The sequence below is a fragment of the Devosia sp. LC5 genome (assembly GCF_000735585.1).
Taxonomy (GTDB): Bacteria; Pseudomonadota; Alphaproteobacteria; order Rhizobiales; family Devosiaceae; genus Devosia.
Genome location: NZ_JNNO01000008.1, coordinates 76,567 through 95,597, shown reverse-complemented (window position 1 = coordinate 95,597; position 19,031 = coordinate 76,567). Strand labels below are relative to the sequence as shown.

The following is a 19,031-nucleotide window of genomic DNA, read 5'->3' as shown; positions in this document are numbered from 1 at the left end:
CGCGAGTCATCACAGTAATGCGCCCGAATTATGAAAGCTCCGTCGGGGCGGAAACGCCTAGAATTGCTAGGCCATTCACCAGAACCTGACGGACGGCATCGACGAGCGCGAGTCGAGCCAAAGTCAGCTTTGGATCGTCAGCGTTAACAAACCGCAAAGATACATCATCCTTGCCTTTTGCCCAGAAGCTATGGAAGGCCCCCGCCAGATCATGGACATAGAAGGCAATCCGATGCGGCTCATGCGCCACGGCGGCAGCCGTGACGGTGCGCGGCCAGGCCGCCAAGACCCGTACGAGGTCGAGTTCTTCGGGGGTCTGGATCAGCTCGATATCGGCCGCGGCAAGCGCTTCGGGTGACAGATCGAGGGCGGGCAGATCGCGAGTGGCGGTCTTGAAGATCGAATAGGCCCGAGCGTGGGCATATTGCACGTAGAAGACCGGGTTATCGCGCGTCTGTTCCTTGACCAGGGCGAAGTCGAAATCCATCGCCGCGTCATTGCGCCGGAACAGCAGCATGAAGCGGGTCGCGTCGGCGCCAACTTCATCCACGACGTCAGCCAAAGTCACCAGATCGCCGGAGCGCTTGGACATTTTGAACGGCTCGCCGTTCTTCATCAGCCGGACGAGCTGGCAGATGCGGACATCCATATCGGCAGCGTTGAGCGAGACGGCCTTGGTGGCGGCCTGCAGGCGTTTGACATAGCCGGAATGGTCGGCGCCCAGCACGTTGATCATGTGCTTGAAGCCGCGCAGGAACTTGTTGCGGTGATAGGCGATGTCGGCTGCGAAATAGGTGTAGGTGCCATCGGACTTGATCAGGGGACGATCGACATCGTCGCCATAATCGGTGGCGCGGAACAGGGTCTGCTCGCGATCTTCCCATTCGTCCGGAGTCTTGCCCTTGGGGGGCTCGAGCCGGCCTTCATAGATCATGCCTTCCTGACGGAGCCAATCGAGCGTGGTGTCGATGGCACCGCCCTGCCCATGCAGGGTGCGTTCGGAGAAGAAGACATCGTGATGGATATTGAGCTTGGCCAGATCGGCCTTGATCAGTTCGAGCATGGCGGCCAGCACCCGGTCCTTGACCAGGGCAAGGGCTTCGGGCTCGGGCTTGTCGAGCAGGCTGGTGCCGAATTCGGCCTTGAGCGCCTCGCCAACTGGGATCAGGTAATCGCCGGGATAGAAGCCGGGCGGTATCTCGATGGTTTCGCCCAGGGCCTCGCGGTAGCGCAGGAAGGTGGAGCGGGCGAGCGTGTCGATCTGGCTGCCCGCGTCGTTGATGTAGTATTCGCGGCTGACTTCGTAGCCGGAATAGGCCATGAGCGCGGCCAGCGTGTCGCCGAAGACGGCGCCGCGGGTGTGGCCGACATGCATGGGGCCGGTAGGATTGGCCGAGACATATTCGATATTGACCGCTTCCCCCTGCCCCAGCGCCGAGCGGCCGTAATCGGCGCCCTGCTGGGCGATCGAGCGCAGCACCTGATGCCAGATGGGCGTGGCGAGGCGGAAATTGATGAAGCCGGGGCCAGCAACCTCGACGGCGGTGACGTCGGGGTCCTTGCCGAAATGTTCGGCCAGCGTCGTGGCGACTTCGCGCGGATTCTTGCCCAGAGGCTTGGCGACGACCATGGCCGCATTGGTGGAGAGATCGCCATGGGCGCTATCTCGCGGCGGCTCGACCACGATGCGGGCCAGAAGATCGGCACCGACTTGCGGGTAGAGAACCGAGAGGGCGTTGGAAACGCGCGCAGCGAAAAGGGCGAAAACGTCCATGACAAACCTGAAAGTAGCGGAGCGCCGGGGTTAGCGGAAATCCACCCGAGCGTCAAACAGCCGGGCATATTCGTCGAGGGCATAGGGATCTGTCATGCCGGCGATGAAATCGGCGACGATGCGGGCGAGAGCATTGTCATTGCTGGCATTGGCGGCGGCGGTGCCCCAGCGGCCCGGCATGTCGCGGGTCTGCATGTAGCGGGCGAAAAGGTCGGTGACGACGGCTTCGCTCTGGCGCACGGGGGCCATGACCGATTCATGGCGATAGACGCGTTCGAAGAGGAATTGCTTGAGGCCGCGTTCGGCTTCGGCGGTGGCGGGCGAGAAGGTCAGGAGAGTCTTGCCGGCATTGCGGACGTCTTCGACTGAGGTGATGCCAGCGGCGGCGATATTGGCGGCGGTGGTGGCGATGACGTCTTCGATGGAGCGGGTGATGAGGCGACGCTGGACTTCGTGGGCCTGGCGATTGGGGGCGATATCGGGGTAGCGGGCGAGGACTTCGCGGACAACCGGGCCGGCAAGCGGCACGTCGGCAAGGTCATCGAGGACGATCAGGCCGGCGCGCAGGGCGTCGTCGATGTCGTGGGCATTGTAGGCGATGTCGTCGGCAATCGCGGCGGCCTGGGCTTCGAGCGAGGCGTGGGTGGACAGAAGCAGGTCGGCAATGGCGGGGATGTCATCGAGGCCGACGGGGAGGCCTTCATGGGCGTATTTGCCATAGGGGGAGCCGTCGGCGTTGATCAGCGGGCCATTGTGCTTGAGGATGCCTTCGAGGGTTTCCCAGGTGAGGTTGAGGCCGTCATGCCCGGCATAGCGGTTTTCGAGCCGCGTGACGGTGCGGATGGCCTGGATATTGTGATCGAAGCCGCCAAAGGGCGCCATGGCGGCATGCAGCGCGCGTTCGCCGGCATGGCCGAAGGGGGTGTGGCCCAGATCGTGACTGAGGGCGACGGCCTCGGCCAGGTCCTCATCGAGAAGCAGGGCGCGGGCCATGGAGCGGGCCATCTGGCTGACTTCGAGCGTGTGGGTCAGCCGGTTGCGGAAGTGGCGGCCTTCGTGATGCAGGAACACCTGCGTCTTGTGCTGCAGGCGGCGAAAGGCGGTGGAATGGATGATGCGGTCGCGGTCGCGCTGGAATTCGGAACGCGTGGGACTGGGGCCGGTGCCGTAGAGGCGGCCCAGGGAGAGTTCGGGCTTAGACGCATAGGGCGCGGTTTCGCTCATCGGTGATCACAAGGCCCTTTTCATTTTCGGCGAGAGTTACTATTTTAGCCTGACCGTTATGACATTACGAACGGCATGGATTGCAAATGACCGAAGCTGTGCTCGCCCCTACCGAAGTGGTCCTGACCGATCGCGCCGCCAAGCGCGTATCGCGCATCCTCGCCAAAGAGCCGGAAGGCACGGTGTTGCGTATTTCGGTGGCGGGCGGTGGCTGCTCCGGATTTCAGTATGAATACAACCTCGTACAGGAAAAGGCGGCCAGCGACGATATCGTTCTGCAAAAGGGCGACGCGGTGGTGCTGATCGATTCGATGAGCCTGGAATTCATGGGCGGATCGGAAATCGACTTCGTGGACGATCTGATCGGCCAGGCGTTCCAGATTCGCAATCCGAACGCGGTTGCCTCCTGCGGTTGCGGGACGAGTTTCGCCGTTTAGCTTCCCCTTGCGATAATGCCCGGCTAACGTCCTCCAAAACTGGAGGAATCGGCATGGATATCGAACAGCGTCTGGATCAAACGGTTGCACGGGCAATCGCGGAAAAGCGCATTGTTGGTTCGGTGTTGATTGTCCGCAAGGACGGCAAGGTTCTCTACGAAAAAGCGACGGGTTTTGCCGACCGCGAGGCCGGGCAGGCGATGACGCTCGACGCGATTTTCCGGCTGTCGTCGCTGACCAAGCCGGTGATTGCGGCGACGGCGCTAGGGCTGGTGGATGCGGGCATGCTGGCGCTGGATGATCTGGTGACCAAGCATTTGCCTGAGTTCAAGCCGGCTTTGGCCGATGGCAGCGTGCCTGAGATCACCATCCACCATCTGCTGACGCATATGTCGGGGCTGAATGGGGCCCAGATCTTGAGTGCGGATGAGCAGGCCGCCGGGGTCAATCGCTGGCATTTGGGGGGCGAGGAAATTGTGGCGCGGATTGGCGCCCTGCCCTTGCTGTTTGCGCCGGGTACGGCCTGGTCCTATGGGCCATCCATTGATGTGCTGGGCTTTATTGCCGGTAAGCTCGTCGGCGGCACGCTGGAGGATGCGACGCGGCGCTATGTGACCGATCCGCTGGGCATGGGTGATACGCGATATGGCGTGACCGACAAAGCGCGGCTGGCGGCGGCTTATGCGGACAGTCCGGCGGGCGCAGTGTTGATGAGCGATCCGCATAGCGTGCCCAATATGTTTGGCGGGGTGACGACGTTTGATCCCGGCCGGATATTTGATGCCAGGGCGTTTCAATCGGGTGGTGGCGGCATGGCCGGTACCGGGCCGGACATCATGGCGCTGCTGGAAGCATTGCGTACGGGTGGCGCGCCGATCCTCAAGGAGGAGACGCTGAAGGCGGGCCTTGCCGACCAGACGCCGCAACTGGCCTATTCGCAGACGCCGGGCTGGAAATTCAGCTATTTCGGCGCCTGGCTGGATGACCCGAAACTGGCGCAATCGCCGGCGGCGCGGGGCACCAATCGTTGGGGCGGCATTTACGGGCACAATTGGTTTGTGGACCCGGAAAACGGGCTATCGGTGGTGTCCATGTCCAATACCGGGCTTGAGGGTTGCGACGGTCCGTTCAAGGATGAAGTGCGCGACGCTGTTTATGCCGGGCTGAACTTGTTGGAATGACATTGTGGGCGACGATGCCGGATGGTTGCACCCTGCCCCGCCGGCTACTACCCTTGCCGCGAATGGAGATTGCCCGATGCGTATTGCGACCTGGAACATCAATGGCATCAAGGCGCGGCTGGAAATCCTGCTGAGCTGGCTGGCGCAGGAAAAGCCGGACATTGTGTGCCTGCAGGAAATCAAGACGGTCGATGAAGGCTTTCCGCGGGCCGAAATCGAGGCGCTGGGCTATAATGTGGAAACACATGGCCAGAAGAGCTGGAATGGCGTGGCCATCCTGTCGCTGATCAAGTTCGACGAGGTGACGCGCGGGCTGCCGGGCGACGATTCGGACGAGCAGGCGCGGCTGATCGAGGGTGTGTTCTCGGTGGAAACCGGGGCGATCCGGGTGTGCAATATCTACCTGCCCAACGGCAATCCGGTCGATAGCGAGAAATTTCCCTATAAGCTGGCCTGGATGGACCGGCTGACCGGCTTTGTCGAAGAGCGGCTGGCGCTGGAAGAACCGTTCGTGCTGTTGGGCGACTTCAACCTCATTCCCGCGCCGATCGATGCACATGATCCGCAGGCCTGGTGGGGCGATGCGCTCTATCGGCCGGAAAGCTTGGCGCGATTCCGCACGCTGAGCAATCTGGGCCTGACCGATGCCTTGCGGGCGACCACGGCCGAGCCGGCCTATACGTTCTGGGATTTCCAGGCGGGGGCATGGCGGCGCAATGCGGGCATTCGCATCGACCACCTGATGCTGTCGCCGCAGGCGGCCGACCGGCTGGACGGCGTGACGGTGCACAAGGATGTGCGCGGCTGGGACAAGCCAAGCGACCATGTGCCGGTGGAAGGGCAGTTCAGCTTTTAGAGGAGACGGCTATGGCGGCGACAGCAACGATTGTCGGGATCAATCACGATTTTCGGACCAAGAAATCCCATGTGCTGTTGGTGTGGGACGATGAGGCAGACAAGCGCCTGTCCTTGCCGGTGCCGTTTGGCTGCAGCTTCGAGGACTTGCCGGCAGAGACGGACAAGGCCGTGCGGGCATTGTCGGCCGAGACTGCGGCGCTGGTGATCAAGCCGACGGAGTGAATCGGTCTCTTGCAGGGGGTCGTGCAGTTGAGGATCGTTCGCCGCGTGTGCCGTGTCGGGAGTGGCCCTCGGGTCGAGCCCGAGGGAGATGCGATGGGGAGGAGACCTTCAGGATGGATGGCTGCGGCGGAGCCTATTGAAGGCCGGTGGCGCGCGTTGCGGCACGCGCTCGGTGCATGTCCCATCCGCGAAAAAACCACTCGGAAGTCTATGGCCAGACAGCCGAACTAAGACAATAATGCCAGGCCTCCTGGCGCGTTGTTCTTCGGGCTATTCTAAGGAATATCCGTGGTTATCTATGCTTATCCGGCCCGCTCCAACATCAATGCGAATCCTTTTAACGCCATATTGTCTGATGCGTTGGAAAGAGCTGGCTATACCGTAATCGAGCCTAACCACACTCAAGGCGTGCTCGGCAGAGCTGAGATAATACTGGTAAATTGGCCTGAAGCCGCCACCCAGCAAAAATGGCCGATCGCCATAAGGCGCTCGCTCTTTCAGTTGCTGGTGCTCACCATACAGAGACTGCGCGGCGCAAAGATCGTCTGGATCGCACACAACTCAACAAGCCATGACAGCGTTCGGCCCAAAACCGAACGCTTCTATATGCGGCTCTTGGTCCGCCTGTTGGCTGGCGTGGTGTTTCTCACGGAAGGGTCCAGGGCCGCTGCCCTTGAGCAGCACCCGGGGCTGAGAAAACTGCCATATGCTATCATGCGGCACCCGGTTTACGGCGACCACTACCCGCAATCTCCGAGCAAAAAAAACGCCAGGCAGGCGCTGAGCCTTCCAATCGATCGCAAGATAGTGGGCATGGTTGGCGACCTTAAATCCTATAAGGGGGTCGATGATTTCCTGGTCGCGTTCAGCGACATCACGGATAACGGGCTGGACGGGCTCTTGGCCGGGAAAGCACACGAACCTGAGCTTGCTGCCAGCATCCGGCGATGTGCGGTCCAGGCGGCGAACCAGGGCCGTTCGCTGGCCCATACCGATAGGCGGGCGAGTGACGAGGAATTGGTCACGGCGCTGGCGGCACTGGACCTATTGGTGCTTCCATATAAGGGCGGCGAAAATTCCGGCATTGCTATTCTGGCTGCCGAACGCGGTACGCCGATCCTGGCAAGCGCGATCCCCGGGATAGTGGAGCTAGGTGATGTCCTGGGTTCTGCGGCGGTCCAATCCTACACCGAAGACCTCAGCGGAGCAGACCTTCTGGCAGCGGTTTGCAATGCGTCCCCCCCGACAGCGGAGGCTCTTGAGAAATTCAGGCAGGATCATTCAGCCGCTGCCGCGGCCGCGGCCCTAAAGGGCCTGTTCGAGAGAATCTAGAAATTGATGTTCGCCGTAGCCAAACAGAGGTTCCCGCTTTCGCGGGAATGACACTGTAGGCGGGAACGCGCTGCGTTGGCTGTTCGGCCTTAGAAGCAGACGCTGAGCTATCAGAAGCCCGCGAATTGGGGGGCGATGCTGGTGGCGAGTTTGGTGGCTTCGCCTTGCTGTTCGGGCGTGGCGATGGAATTGGCCTGGTTGATCAGGTCGTTGATCCAGGCGGCATCGACCGTGCCGGTGCAGCGTTGCTGGGCCAGGTTGAGCCACATCAGGCCCTCGACGGGCTGGGCTTCGATGCCTTCGACGCCATTGAACAGCAGGCGGCCAAGCTGGGCCTGGGCCGGGCAATGGCCCTTGCGGGCAGCCAGTGAGAACCAGCGGGCGCTCTGGAGCGGATTGACGCCCAGCTCGTCGGCATTGAGGTAAAGCAGGCCGACGCGATATTGGGCATCGGCATCGCCGAAATAGGTGGCGGCGTGCAGCAGCAAGGCGTGCGAGCGCTCGGCATCGGCGGGAATGCCGGCGTCGGGCAGGCCTTCCTTGTAATAATCACCGACCTTGACGAAGGACTGGGCGACGATGTCGGATTCGACGCCGCGCGGTGCTGCATCGGCATGTTCGTTGGCGATCTGGGCGAAATAACCGAAGGCCTTGGCAGGGTCCTTGGCGACGCCTTCGCCATTTTCATACATGGTGCCGAGCTGCCACATTGCCATGGGCTGGCCGGCTTCGGCGGCGTTTTCGAGGGCGGCGAGCAGGGCATCGCCGGACACGCCACCGCCTGCCCCATCGAGCATATTGGCCATATCCAGCGCGGCATCGGCCGCGGTCTGCGCGTGCGCGGGCGTGATCGACATCGCCAAAGCGAGCGTCAGTGCCGTTGCAACGGAGATCAGGGAGGTATCCCTAATAGTCCGCATCATACTCCTTTTGCCTGCAGGCAAGCAGGCGGGCATCTCTTGCGCGGCCCGGAAATCCGGGCTCGTGATGGGCGCGCCAGGCCGGCCGGCGGCGTCCCTTGTTGGTTTCAGCCAGTTTCTGCTACGCGAGGTGGCATGGAAAGCAGGCGTTAATGTTTTGGTAAACCCAGTTTGTGACCGGATTCCAGCCATGCCGATCACAAGTCGGCGCTTGGCTTGCCGAAAATCGGCGGGAATTGTCGCTTCTGGGTCAATCACGTCCAAAGTCTCACCCTCCCCGGCTCAAACTGCTTGTGATTCCTGACTCTTTTGCTGTCAGGACCACAAATAGACGGCTGCCGGTCCGGCACGGGGGAGGAATGTAGAAGCATGCGCTGACGCGCCATCGCCACAGACCATCCGCCCCCAGATGCCTATGCCGTCTCGTTTAGGGTGAGATTGTGGCGGGAAACATCGCGAAAGTGTTGACGAGGCCAGTGCCGAAAGTGAATCGCGGGCGCTGTTGCTGAATCGTCACATTTTGTCGCAGGTTCAGAGCCAGTGGCGGCCGCGCATCCACCAGATAATGCCGAAGGCCAGGCCGACCAGCCCAAGGCTGACGAGCCAGAAGGCGCTGTCGTGATCGGCAAAGGGAATGCCGGAGACGTTCATGCCCAGGGCGCCGGTGATCAGGGTCAGCGGCATGAAGACCACGGTGACGGCGGCAAGGACCAGCATGATGCGATTCATCTGCTCGGCGCGATCATCGATCATCTGTTCGTGCACGAGGACGGCGCGTTCGGAAAGGGCCTGCAGTTCGTCACCCATGCGGGCGGAACGGGCTGAGGCTTCGCGCAGGCGCAGGCGATCCTTGGCGGTGAAGAAGGAGAGGTCTTCGATTTCGAGCGTGTTGAGCACATCGCGCTGCGGCCAGACAAGACGGCGGAAATTGATCAGCGTGCGGCGCAGGTGTTCGAGATTATCCTGGGCCTTGGTGTGATTCTTGAGGATCAGGGCTTCCTCGATCTCATCAAGGCCATCGCCCAGCATTTCGATCAGTGGCTCGAGCCGGTCGGCAGCGCGCAGGCCAAGGCGGGCCACGAGATCCGCGGGGGAAACGGGGGCATGGTGGGATTGCTCCCAGCGGGGAAGCCCGAGAAAATCGAGAATGTTGAGCTCGGTCGCAATGATGACGCGGCCCTTCTCGATCCAGAGGGTGAGCAATTGGCGGCCGACATCGTCGGGCGCAGCACCTGGGCGGGCGACGCGGAGCATGACCAGGGCCTTGTCCTCCATCACCGTGCAGCGGGCGCGGGTGCTGGGGGCGGTGAGCAGGTCGGCGTTGAAGGCGCCCAGTTCCTCGCGCAGCCAGACCTTGAATTCGGGCGATTTTGAATTGCCCACGATGAGCTTGAAACCGCGCAACGGCACGGCGGGCGCGGTTGCCGAGGGTTCGTGGCGGGTGACGCCGCCCTTGCCATCGAACACCAGGAGCGCGCCAACGCCCACCATGCCGTTGAACACGGAGCGGGCAGGCGGTTGGCGCGGGATATTATCCATGGCGGTTCTTAGCTCAGGCGCTTGAGGGCTTCGGCGATACGATCGCGCCGATCGATGGCAGCTTCGCGACGGGCCTTTTGCTCCTCGATCACGTCCTCGGGCGCCTTGGCGACGAATTGCTCATTGCCCAGCTTCTTGTCGACCTGGGTGACTTCGCCATCGAGCTTGGCGATTTCCTTTTCGAGGCGGGCCTTTTCGGTGGGGATGTCGATGAACTCGGCCAGCGGCAGAGCCCAGGTGGCTTCGCCGACGACGAATTGCGCGGAGCCGCCGGGCACATTGGCCTGGGGCGAGATTTCTTCGAGGCGGGCCAGGCGGGTGATCAGCGAAGTGCCGGCGACCAGCCGGGCGAGCGTGGTCTCCCCTGCCCCGACGACCACCATGGGCAGCCTGGCGCCGGCGGGCACGTTCATTTCGCTGCGGATGGAGCGGACATTGGTGATCACGTCGATCAGCCAGGTCAGCTCGGCATCGGCCGCGGGATCTTCGAGACCGGACAGGTCGGGCCATTCGGTCAGGATCAGCATGTTTTCGCGCGCGGGGCCGAACTTGCCGGTTTCCGCCCAGAGCTCTTCGGTGACGAAGGGCATGAAGGGATGCAGGATGGTCAGGATCTGGTCGAGCGCCCAGGCGGCAGTGGCGCGGGTTTCGGCCTTGGCGGCTTCGTCGGTGCCATTGAAGACCGGCTTGGCGAATTCGACGAACCAGTCGCAGAAGGTGCCCCAGACGAAGTCATAGGCGGCGTTGGCGGCTTCGTTGAACTTGTAGTCGAGGATGCCCTGGGTGACGGCGGCTGCGCCGCGCGCGGTGGCCCCGACGATCCAGCGATTGAGCGGGAGCTTGTTGGCGCGTGGGTCATAGCCCTCGACGCGGCGGCACTCGTTCATCTCGAGGAAGCGGGCGGCGTTCCAGATCTTGGTGACGAAGTTGCGGTAGCCCTCGACGCGGTTGATCGCCAGACGGATATCGCGGCCCTGCGCAGCCATGGCGGCGAGGGTGAAGCGGGTGGCGTCGGCGCCATATTGGTCGATGAGCTCGAGCGGGTCGATGACATTGCCCTTGGTCTTGCTCATTTTCTGGCCCTTTTCGTCGCGGACCAGGGCATGCATGTAGACCGTGTGGAAGGGCTCTTCCTCGAGGAATTCGAGGCCCATCATCATCATGCGTGCGACCCAGAAGAAGATGATGTCGAAGCCGGTGACCAGGACGCTGGTCGGGTAATAGCGCTTGAGCTCGGGCGTTTCGTCGGGCCAGCCCAGGGTCGAGAACGGCCAGAGGGCCGAGGAGAACCAGGTGTCAAGGACGTCTTCGTCGCGCTTGAGGGCCACGGGTTTGCCGTAGTGGGCATCGGCCAGGGCCTGCGCTTCGGCTTCGTCATAAGCTACGAAGGCCTGGTTATCCGGGCCGTACCAGGCCGGAATCTGGTGCCCCCACCAGAGCTGGCGGGAAATGCACCAGGGCTTGATGTTTTCGAGCCAGGCGAAATAGGTGTTTTCGTATTGCTGGGGCACGAATTTGGTGCGGCCTTCGCGCACCGACGCCATGGCCGGCTGGGCCAGCACGTCGGCCTTGACCCACCATTGATCGGTCAGGAAGGGCTCGATGACGACGAGCTTGCTCTTCTCGTCATGGGGCACCATGATCTTTTTGTCTTCGATATGGTCGAGCCCGCGCGTCGGGTCCTCCCCGGCCAAGGCGGTCAGATCGGCCACGATAGCCTTGCGCGCGACGAAGCGATCCATGCCGCGATAGGCCGCGGGGATGGCTTCGGCGGAGACGATCTCACCACGCGTGGTGAAGACGTTGATCTGCTCGAGATTGTTGCGAACACCGACCTCGAAGTCGTTGAAATCGTGGGCCGGGGTGACTTTGACGGCGCCGGTGCCCAGGCTGGGATCGGCATATTCGTCGGCCACGATGGGAATGCGGCGGCCGACCAGCGGCAGGGTGACGAACTTGCCGACCAGCGAGGCGTAGCGCGGGTCTTCGGGGTGCACGGCAACGCCACTATCGCCCAGCATGGTTTCGGGGCGGGTGGTGGCGACGATGATGTAGTCGCGAGTTTCCCACTCGGTGGGCTTGCCCTCTTCATCGTGGGCAATTGGAAACTGATAGGTTACGCCATCTGCCAGCGGATAGCGCAGGTGCCACATATGGCCCTTGATCTCGATGTTTTCGACTTCGAGATCGGAAATGGCGGTTTCGAGGCCCGGATGCCAATTCACCAGACGCTTGGCGCGATAGATCAGGCCGCGCTTGTGCAGTTCGACAAACACCTTGGTGACGGCACGGACCATCTGGTCGCCGGCGGCGCCGTTTTCGCCCATGGTGAAGCGTTCGCGGGAGAAATCAGCCGAGGCGCCGAGGCGCTTGAGCTGGTTCATGATGGCGCCGCCGCTTTCGCCCTTCCATTCCCAGATGCGCTCGACGAATTTTTCGCGGCCCATCGCCCGACGGTTCGGCTGCTGGCGCTCCATCAGCTGGCGCTCGACGATCATCTGGGTGGCGATGCCGGCATGGTCCATGCCCGGCTGCCACAGCACGTCCTTTTTCAACATGCGGTTGAAGCGGATCAGGATGTCCTGAATCGTGTTGTTGAGCGCGTGGCCGATATGGAGCGAGCCCGTCACATTGGGCGGGGGAATGACGATGGTATAGGTTTCGGCGCCAGGCTTGGCCCCTGCCCCGGCCGCAAAAGCATTGGCCTTGAGCCAGTCGGCAGAAATGCGCGCCTCGACGGCGCCGGGCTCATAGGTCTTTTCAAGCATCAGGTCACTCGCAACAGCAACGACCCGCCAACGGATACCGGGCGGGCCGAATAAAAGGTTTGGCAGACTTCAAGCAAAAGCGCGGTGCGGGGTCAACTGAAAGCGCATGGAGACCGCTAATACCCGCGCCCGAGAGGCTAGCGCCCTTATTCACCCAGGCTAAGTTCCACCGTCATTGCCCGGCTTGTCCGGGCAATCCATTGCCGCGGCATGCGTTGAGGGATGGATCACCCGGACTAGCCGGGTGATGACGATGAATGGAGGGATCGCGCAAGCGGCGAGATGCCTCAAATTCGGGTACTTCCGTGCACCAAGGTTGCGGAGAGATACCCCCACCCTGCTCGATTTAACGGACTTAGCTATCGCTAAGTCCTATCTCGCTTCCTAGCCATTCGAGCATAGCTCTCATGGCCTTCTCTCCTCAAATCGTTCCACTGGAGCGATTTGCCCTGCAGGACGTCTCGAAGCCCACAAGAGGGAGGGTTGACGACTGAGACATCGGTGTCTCAGTCCTATAGCAACCTAGTCGCCGCGGGAGATGCGGGCGATTTCTTTTTCTACCATGCGCTCGACGACGGAGGGCAGGTTTTCGTCCAGCCATTCCTTGAGCATGGGGCGCAGCATGTCGCGCATCAGGGATTCGATGGTAGCGCCGGGATTGCCAATGCCCAGGCCGGTGAGCCGGGTGATGGAATTGCGGACGGCAGCCTTGGTGGCGGGCTCCAGCAGCTCCTCGGCCATTTCGGCGGTGAGGGTCGGATCGGGCAATGGCGCAGTCTGGGCCAGCGACGGACGCGGGCGCAAAGGCTCGGGTTCGAGCGCAGCATCGACCGGCTCGGGCTCCGGCTCGGGCGCGGCGCGGACCGGCCCGGGGGCAGCGCGCGCGGGTTCTGGATCGGGCGTGAAGGGAGCGCGGGCGGACGGTGGGGGATTGAAGGCTGGCAGCTCCGGTATGGATTCCTCGGCGGCAAAGGTCACGTCGTCCGGCTCGACCATTGGCGTGGCAGCGGCCATGCGCGGGGCGACATGGTTTTCCGTGTCGGCCAGGATGTCATCGAAGCTCAGGCCTTCGTCCTCCTCGTCATCCACGATCTGGGTGGTCGAGAGCGCCAGCGGCTCGATATCGTCGAGCATGTCGCTAAGATCGCGATCCAGCGGACCGGGGGCGGGGACGGCAGGCGCTGCCTGCATCGGCGGGGGAGCGGCCTGAATGGCAGGCCGGCGCGGCACCCCGGCGGCATCGTCATCGGCGATGATCTGCCGGATGGACGACAGGATTTCGTCCATTGAAGGTTCTTTTGCTGCCGGCTTGTTCATAAGGGCCTCTTACTCATGCGCGCTGGAACCGGAACAGGGCCAGCCGCCATCGCAGCCCCGCCTGATTCGTTGCCATCAGCTTAACGCCGCCACACACAATAAGGAATCGCGCACCGGCCACGATTTGCGGTCTTCCACTAAAAGTTGTGGCCGGGCAAAGCCCAGCCACAAAATACGGATCGCGGTGGCGCAGATGTTACTCGGCGACGGTACGCAGTTCCTGCCAGACGTCTTCAACGGCCTGGTTGTACTGCACCGCAGTCTTGACCTCGACGGGAAGACCCAAATTGCCGGCAGTGAGGCGGCCCATGGCGGAGAGCAGCGAGAAGGTGGCGATGACCTTGTTGGTCTGGGCGTTGATCAGCGATTCACGAGCGGTGGTCAGCTCGGCCTGGGAATTGAGCACGTCGAGCGTGGTGCTGGTGCCCAGGTCGCGTTCCTGGATGGTGCCTTCGAGCACTTCGCGGCCGGCGGAGACGGCGGCTGTGGCAGCGGAAATCTGCGCATCGGCACTCTGGATGCCGGCCCAGGCGGCGATGACGGCTTCACGGATCTGGTCATAGGCCGACATGGCATCGACCTCGGACTTGATCTGGTCGAGATTAGCCTGGCGCACGCCGGCGCCGATGGCGCCGCCGGCATAGATCGGAACGGTGATGGAGAAGCCCAACTGACCGCTGATGCCCTGCAAGGTGGTGCCGGAAAGCGCGGTGCCAATGCGACCGGAGACGGTAGCAGTGGGGCCGAAGGCGGCGGAGGCGGCATCGCTGCCGGCCTGGGCGGCGCGAATGGCGGCCTTGGCCAGCATGATCGCGGGATGGCCGGTTTCGGCCTCCGAGAGGGCACCTTGCAGGCTATTGGGAATCAAGCGGCTGTAATTATGCGAAGCGTCGAGATTCTGCGGCGGCGCGCCAACATAGCGGGCGAAGGTCGCCTGGCTGATTTCAAGGCTGGCCTGGGAGGCGCGATAGGTCGCGTCGCCCTGGGCCAGACGGGCCTCTGCCTGGGCGACATCAATGCGGGTGCCCTCGCCCACGTCCAGCCGATCCTTGGCCGATTGCAGTTGCGCCTGGTAAAAGTTGACGTTTTCCTGGCGCAGGGCGACGAGCTGGCGATTGCTCAGCACATCCATATAGGCCTGCACGACGGCCAGCAGCACATTCTGCTCGGTATTGCGGATCTGGTATTCGGCAGCTTCAGCACCGGCGCGAGCAGCTTCAATCTGCGCTTCGGTCTTGAAGTTGTCGAAAATGGTCTGGTTGTAGGAGAGGCCAGCCGTGCTCACAGTGCTGTCCGCGAAGTCGCCGCCGGCGATCGACCAATCATAGGTGCTGCCGACCGAGGCGCCGATGACCGGCAGCTTGCCGGCGCGGGCCAGCGCCACATTTTCGGCCGAAGATTTGGCAGCCAAATGGGCCGAGGCCAGATCGGGCGCATAATTATAGGCCGCAGTCAGCGCCTGTGTAATCGATTGCGCCTGCGCGCCGCCAACACTCCACGCCGCCAAAGTCAGGGCCAGCACACTTGCGACCAAATTTTTCCGCATAACCATCGCCCCGGTCTCCAGACACTCAAACACTATGCGCCGCAGATGTGGGTACACAACCTTCTGCCGCAAGCCCTACCAAAATTTAAGGCACGATTAATATTGCGACGTGATCGGGGAGCAACACCCCCGCGCCACAATCGGCCCTTCAGAACACAAATTCAACCGGGCGCGGCCCGGCATAAAGCGAAGGCAACGTGGCGTTGAATTCCGCTCGCGCCGCAACTTTACCGCCAGTTTTCACGAATACATGGGCGATGGCAACGCTGCCTTCACGCACCAGAGCAACGAGGCGTCCGCCTTCAGCGAGCAGATCGAACAAGGCCTCGGGCACTGTATCGACGGCGCCCTCGAGCATGATGACATCATAGCGCTGGCCCGAGACAGCTTCAGCCGTGCCGGGGATCACCGTGGCATTGCGCAGGCCCAGATTGGCCAGATTTTGCGTGGCTGCGGCGACCAGGGCGGCATCTTCCTCGATGCCGGTCACAGCCTGGCAGAGCCCGGCGATCACGGCACTGGAATAGCCGGTCCCTGCCCCCAGATCGAGCACGCGATCGGCCGTTGCGATATCGGCCAGTTGCAGCAGCTTGGCGAAGGTGGCGGGCGCCGGCATGAAGCGCGCCGAACCGGCTGCGCCCAGGGGCTGCACATCATCTATATAGGCAAGGGAGCGGCGGGATTCGGGCACGAACAGTTCGCGCGGCAGACGCCCCATCTCCGCCAGAATCCGGCGGTCGGTGACGTGGCTGGTGCGCAATTGATTGTCCACCATGAAGCGGCGAGCGCGCTCGTAGTCCACCATTCAACAAGGCCCTGCCGGATCAAACCATATGCCGGACGTGAATATCCCTCACCCCAAATGATGGCAAGTCCACTTATTATGCCGCGACATTGTGAACAGGGGATTGCAATGGCCGGATGGCTGCCTATGGGCCTATTGCATCTGGTTGCCGGCGGCGACAGGGGTTTGGTTTGCGCCAGGGGGCGCGCCGCCGACGCGCGAGGAACCCATGGCTGACATGGAGATGAAAAACAGCGCGCCGACGACCCAAAGCACCGCCACGCCCAGGAAAAACGGCTCAAGAAACGCGCCGTCACTATAATGCCGCTCGGCCATGATAGCCTCCTACATACCTCTATAAGAGAGCAACCCGCAGCCCGCCCCGGCGGTTGCAAATGGCGCTGACAGCGGACGGTTTTCAGAAAATTCCGAAGCCGGCACAGATCGCTGTTCGGAAAATAACGCTTCGGAAACCTGAGGTATTGCATAACCCCTTGGCGCGCCGTAGATAGCAGCGCCTAGAGGCCACGTGGCGGAGTGGTGACGCAGCGGATTGCAAATCCGCGTACCCCGGTTCAATTCCGGGCGTGGCCTCCAGCAGCAGTTTTCACTTGCCGCTGATGCGGTAGGCACCACCGGAAGCGTGGAACAGGCCGATAGCCAGCAGGCCAATCGATAGACCGACCGCACTGGCGACCGGGTTTGCAACCAGGGTCGCGCATTGGAAGAGTGCCAGTCCTCCTGCCAGGTTGAACAGAATCCATCCGCCAACAAGGTTGGGGACCGCGCCCTCGCCGGCGAGTGACGGATAATTTTTCCTGCTGATACCGCTGACGAAATGGGGAATACCGTTGCCGAGCAACACCCCAATGAGCGCGGCAATGCCGAATGCCAACCACATGACGCTCTCTCCCATCAGGCCAGATTGACCTGCGCGTTCTACGTGGCGTGGGGTGAGTTGATTTTCAACCTGGGATGGACTGTAGCAAGCGGCCTTAAAGGCCGACCGAGAGAGCGGCCTTGTTGCGGCGGGGGACCGCTCTCTCGTGGGCGTTCCCGGTTCATCCGGGCTCCCGCAAGTTGTCTAGCCTGGTGCGCCTGAACGCCAGCAAAACCGTTCGTTCACCTTAACAGCAGCAATTTTAGGGAACGGACCGCCATGCACTTTGTGCTTCACGCGCGCGGGCAGCTTGCATAGGTTTGCTCGGCCTTATCTATCGGGGCCGTATTGCCGCTTGTCCTGGGGGAACGCCGTGACGCATGTACCAGCCGCCATCGCCGATGGCCGGCGCGAATATCTGCAACCGATCATGGCTGGTGCGCTGGCCGCCGTGGTGGGCTATGCCAGCACATTCACACTGGTTCTGGCGGCGCTGACGGCGGCTGGGGCTTCGCCGCAACAGGCGGGCTCAGGGCTATTCTCGGTGTGCCTGGCCATTGGCGTGCTCAATATCGTGGTCAGCTCGCGGCTCAAGCTGCCGGTCAGCTTTGCGTGGTCGACGCCGGGGGTGGCGTTCATCCTGACGGTGGGCGAGCCGGTGGGCGGATTTCCGGCGGTGGCCGGGGCGTTTCTGGTGGCGGCGGGGCTGATCGTGCTGACGGGGCTGATCAAGCCGCTGGCGCGGCTGATTGCGGCGATTCCCGCACCGATCGCCAATGCCATGCTGGCGGGCATGTTGCTGACGCTGTGCCTGGCGCCGATCAATGCCGTGGCTGAAATGCCGCTGCTGGCGCTGCCGATTCTGCTGGCCTGGGTGGTCGGGCTACGCTTTGCCAAGCGCTATGCCGTGCCGATCGCCGTGGTGGTAACGGGAATCGTGCTGGCGACGACGACGCATCTGCCGCCCGGAACGCTGGATGGGACCTGGCCGAATCTCGTGCCGGTGATGCCGGTGTTCACGTGGGACGCGATCATCCGCATCGGCTTGCCACTCTATATCGTGACCATGGCCTCGCAGAATCTGCCGGGGCTGGCGGTGATGAAGGCCAATGGCTTTGAGCTGGCGCCGGCGCCGCTGTTTGTCATGACCGGCATTGCCAGCGCGGTGACGGCGGTTTTTGGCGGGCATACGAGCAATCTGGCGGCGATTACCGCCGCGATCTGTGCCGGGCCGGAGGCGCATCCGGACAAGGGCAAGCGCTGGCCGGCGCCGGCTGCGGCGGGGGTTTGCTATCTGTTTCTGGGGGCGGCGGCGAGTTTGGCGGCGGCGTTTATCGCTGCTTCGCCGCCGCTGCTGATCCAGGCGGTGGCCGGGCTGGCCTTGCTGTCCAGCCTGTCGGCGTCGCTGTCGGGGGCCTTGGCGATTGAGGAATCGCGGTTGCCGGCGATTTTCACCTTTGTCACGACCGCTTCGGGAATCACCATTGTTGGAGTCGGCGCGCCGTTCTGGGGGCTGGTGGGCGGGATCGCCATATTGATCCTGCTGCGGTTGGGCATTGCCCGGCCCAAGGGCCCGGAGGGCATGTGAGCGCGCCTTACGCCGTCATCATTGCTGGTGGCCAGGGGCAGCGGCTGGGTGGCGTGCGCAAGGGCGACTTGCGGATTGGCGGGGTGAAGCTGGTCGAGCGGGTGCGACGGGCGCTAGGCGATGTGGCGGAGCCGCTGTTGCTGGCGACCGGGCCGGGGACATTGAAGGCGGATGCCGGGCTGCTGGCGGTTCGCGATCTCGATGGGCCGGTAGGCGGCCCGCTGGCCGGGTTGGCGGCGGCTGTAGATGCGCTGCAGCTCAATGGGGTGCGGAGCGGCATTCTGGTTTCGGTGGCTGTCGATACGCCGTTTTTGCCGCAGGGATTTGCAGCGACCATGGCGGCAGCGCTGGGAGACGCGGCGGCGGTTTATGCTGCCTGGGATGAGGCATTCTACCCGCCCAATGCGGCGTGGCAGCTCGAAGCGCTCGGCGCCCTGCCCGGCCAGGTTCGTGACGGCACCTCGGCGCCCAGCCTCAAGGCGCTGCATCGGCAGCTGGATGCGCGCCGTCATGACTGGCGCGACCGCTATGAGCAGGACCCATTTGCCAATCTGAATACGCTGGCGGACCTGATCGCGCTGCAGCGCCGGGCGCGCAACGTGTGACACCAATGTGAAGTTATTCACACCGGGCTGCAAAGAGGGCTTGGCAAAGCAAATCA

Annotated in this window: 17 protein-coding genes and 1 tRNA gene; 8 read left to right on the top strand and 10 right to left on the bottom strand. The window is 62.7% G+C overall.

The genetic code is table 11. From position 1 onward, the window contains the following. Window positions 1-28: 28 nt before the first annotated feature. Together argS and FF80_RS05880 are read right to left on the bottom strand one after the other, a co-directional pair. A complete protein-coding gene (argS, locus tag FF80_RS05885; RefSeq protein ID WP_035098472.1) occupies window positions 29-1,774 on the bottom strand; it encodes an arginine--tRNA ligase in 1,746 nt (581 codons plus the stop codon). 30 nt (window positions 1,775-1,804) lie between these two features. After that, the gene (locus FF80_RS05880; protein ID WP_035098470.1) at window positions 1,805-2,998 is read right to left on the bottom strand and encodes a deoxyguanosinetriphosphate triphosphohydrolase; all 1,194 of its coding nucleotides are present in this window, start codon (window positions 2,996-2,998) and stop codon (window positions 1,805-1,807) included. 86 nt (window positions 2,999-3,084) lie between these two features. On the opposite strand from FF80_RS05880, the gene FF80_RS05875 reads away from it, so the two are divergent. The 5 genes from FF80_RS05875 to FF80_RS05855 all read left to right on the top strand — a co-directional run bounded on the left by FF80_RS05875 (window position 3,085) and on the right by FF80_RS05855 (window position 7,028). After that, window positions 3,085-3,435, top strand: coding sequence for an iron-sulfur cluster assembly accessory protein (locus tag FF80_RS05875; protein ID WP_035098467.1), 351 nt, complete (start codon window positions 3,085-3,087; stop codon window positions 3,433-3,435). A gap of 53 nt (window positions 3,436-3,488) precedes the next feature. Further along, window positions 3,489-4,616 carry a serine hydrolase domain-containing protein gene (locus tag FF80_RS05870; protein ID WP_052153231.1) on the top strand — a complete coding sequence of 376 codons (1,128 nt, stop codon included), beginning with the start codon at window positions 3,489-3,491 and terminating at the stop codon, window positions 4,614-4,616. Window positions 4,617-4,692: 76 nt separating this feature from the next. Beyond that, entirely contained in the window at window positions 4,693-5,472 is a 780-nt protein-coding gene (gene xth, locus FF80_RS05865; protein WP_035098465.1) for an exodeoxyribonuclease III, read from the top strand. Window positions 5,473-5,483: 11 nt separating this feature from the next. Next, window positions 5,484-5,696 carry a hypothetical protein gene (locus FF80_RS05860; protein ID WP_035098463.1) on the top strand — a complete coding sequence of 71 codons (213 nt, stop codon included), beginning with the start codon at window positions 5,484-5,486 and terminating at the stop codon, window positions 5,694-5,696. 288 nt (window positions 5,697-5,984) lie between these two features. After that, on the top strand, window positions 5,985-7,028 hold the full coding sequence (locus tag FF80_RS05855) for a glycosyltransferase (protein WP_035098460.1): 1,044 nt from the start codon (window positions 5,985-5,987) through the stop codon (window positions 7,026-7,028). Window positions 7,029-7,138: 110 nt separating this feature from the next. On the opposite strand, the gene FF80_RS05850 is transcribed toward FF80_RS05855, so the two are convergent. The 7 genes from FF80_RS05850 to FF80_RS05820 form a co-directional block, all read right to left on the bottom strand. Continuing rightward, entirely contained in the window at window positions 7,139-7,951 is an 813-nt protein-coding gene (locus tag FF80_RS05850; protein WP_052153230.1) for a tetratricopeptide repeat protein, read from the bottom strand. 528 nt (window positions 7,952-8,479) lie between these two features. Then, a complete protein-coding gene (locus FF80_RS05845) occupies window positions 8,480-9,487 on the bottom strand; it encodes a CorA family divalent cation transporter (protein ID WP_052153229.1) in 1,008 nt (335 codons plus the stop codon). Window positions 9,488-9,495: 8 nt separating this feature from the next. Continuing rightward, window positions 9,496-12,255, bottom strand: coding sequence for a valine--tRNA ligase (locus FF80_RS05840; RefSeq protein WP_035098457.1), 2,760 nt, complete (start codon window positions 12,253-12,255; stop codon window positions 9,496-9,498). A 522-nt stretch (window positions 12,256-12,777) separates the two neighbouring features. Continuing rightward, entirely contained in the window at window positions 12,778-13,542 is a 765-nt protein-coding gene (locus tag FF80_RS20845) for a DUF2497 domain-containing protein (protein ID WP_052153228.1), read from the bottom strand. 226 nt (window positions 13,543-13,768) lie between these two features. Then, on the bottom strand, window positions 13,769-15,118 hold the full coding sequence (locus FF80_RS05830) for a TolC family outer membrane protein (protein ID WP_160172798.1): 1,350 nt from the start codon (window positions 15,116-15,118) through the stop codon (window positions 13,769-13,771). A gap of 148 nt (window positions 15,119-15,266) precedes the next feature. Next, on the bottom strand, window positions 15,267-15,923 hold the full coding sequence (locus FF80_RS05825; RefSeq protein WP_035098450.1) for a protein-L-isoaspartate O-methyltransferase: 657 nt from the start codon (window positions 15,921-15,923) through the stop codon (window positions 15,267-15,269). Between the two features lie 132 nt (window positions 15,924-16,055). Beyond that, on the bottom strand, window positions 16,056-16,238 hold the full coding sequence (locus tag FF80_RS05820) for a hypothetical protein (protein WP_035098449.1): 183 nt from the start codon (window positions 16,236-16,238) through the stop codon (window positions 16,056-16,058). 187 nt (window positions 16,239-16,425) lie between these two features. Between FF80_RS05820 and FF80_RS05815 the strand changes: the two genes are divergently transcribed. Beyond that, window positions 16,426-16,499: transfer RNA gene (locus FF80_RS05815), tRNA-Cys, on the top strand. 10 nt (window positions 16,500-16,509) lie between these two features. On the opposite strand, the gene FF80_RS05810 is transcribed toward FF80_RS05815, so the two are convergent. Continuing rightward, complete coding sequence (locus FF80_RS05810) at window positions 16,510-16,803, bottom strand: hypothetical protein (RefSeq protein WP_035098446.1); 294 nt, start codon at window positions 16,801-16,803, stop codon at window positions 16,510-16,512. A gap of 352 nt (window positions 16,804-17,155) precedes the next feature. On the opposite strand from FF80_RS05810, the gene FF80_RS05805 reads away from it, so the two are divergent. Further along, window positions 17,156-18,370: a benzoate/H(+) symporter BenE family transporter gene (locus tag FF80_RS05805; RefSeq protein ID WP_244445717.1), complete on the top strand. Its 1,215-nt coding sequence runs from the start codon at window positions 17,156-17,158 to the stop codon at window positions 18,368-18,370. Further along, window positions 18,367-18,975 (top strand): NTP transferase domain-containing protein, encoded by a 609-nt coding sequence (locus FF80_RS20840; protein ID WP_052153227.1) that lies wholly within the window; start codon window positions 18,367-18,369, stop codon window positions 18,973-18,975. Before FF80_RS05805 ends, FF80_RS20840 begins: the two co-directional genes overlap by 4 nt. Window positions 18,976-19,031: the final 56 nt, after the last annotated feature.

Coding starts and splice junctions, on each gene's coding strand:
- argS (WP_035098472.1), bottom strand. CDS start 1,774: ATGGACGTTTTCGCCCTTTTCGCTGCGCGCGTTTCCAACGCCCTCTCG.
- FF80_RS05880 (WP_035098470.1), bottom strand. CDS start 2,998: ATGAGCGAAACCGCGCCCTATGCGTCTAAGCCCGAACTCTCCCTGGGC.
- FF80_RS05875 (WP_035098467.1), top strand. CDS start 3,085: ATGACCGAAGCTGTGCTCGCCCCTACCGAAGTGGTCCTGACCGATCGC.
- FF80_RS05870 (WP_052153231.1), top strand. CDS start 3,489: ATGGATATCGAACAGCGTCTGGATCAAACGGTTGCACGGGCAATCGCG.
- xth (WP_035098465.1), top strand. CDS start 4,693: ATGCGTATTGCGACCTGGAACATCAATGGCATCAAGGCGCGGCTGGAA.
- FF80_RS05860 (WP_035098463.1), top strand. CDS start 5,484: ATGGCGGCGACAGCAACGATTGTCGGGATCAATCACGATTTTCGGACC.
- FF80_RS05850 (WP_052153230.1), bottom strand. CDS start 7,951: ATGATGCGGACTATTAGGGATACCTCCCTGATCTCCGTTGCAACGGCA.
- FF80_RS05845 (WP_052153229.1), bottom strand. CDS start 9,487: ATGGATAATATCCCGCGCCAACCGCCTGCCCGCTCCGTGTTCAACGGC.
- FF80_RS05840 (WP_035098457.1), bottom strand. CDS start 12,255: ATGCTTGAAAAGACCTATGAGCCCGGCGCCGTCGAGGCGCGCATTTCT.
- FF80_RS20845 (WP_052153228.1), bottom strand. CDS start 13,542: ATGGACGAAATCCTGTCGTCCATCCGGCAGATCATCGCCGATGACGAT.
- FF80_RS05830 (WP_160172798.1), bottom strand. CDS start 15,118: ATGCGGAAAAATTTGGTCGCAAGTGTGCTGGCCCTGACTTTGGCGGCG.
- FF80_RS05825 (WP_035098450.1), bottom strand. CDS start 15,923: ATGGTGGACTACGAGCGCGCTCGCCGCTTCATGGTGGACAATCAATTG.
- FF80_RS05820 (WP_035098449.1), bottom strand. CDS start 16,238: ATGGCCGAGCGGCATTATAGTGACGGCGCGTTTCTTGAGCCGTTTTTC.
- FF80_RS05810 (WP_035098446.1), bottom strand. CDS start 16,803: ATGTGGTTGGCATTCGGCATTGCCGCGCTCATTGGGGTGTTGCTCGGC.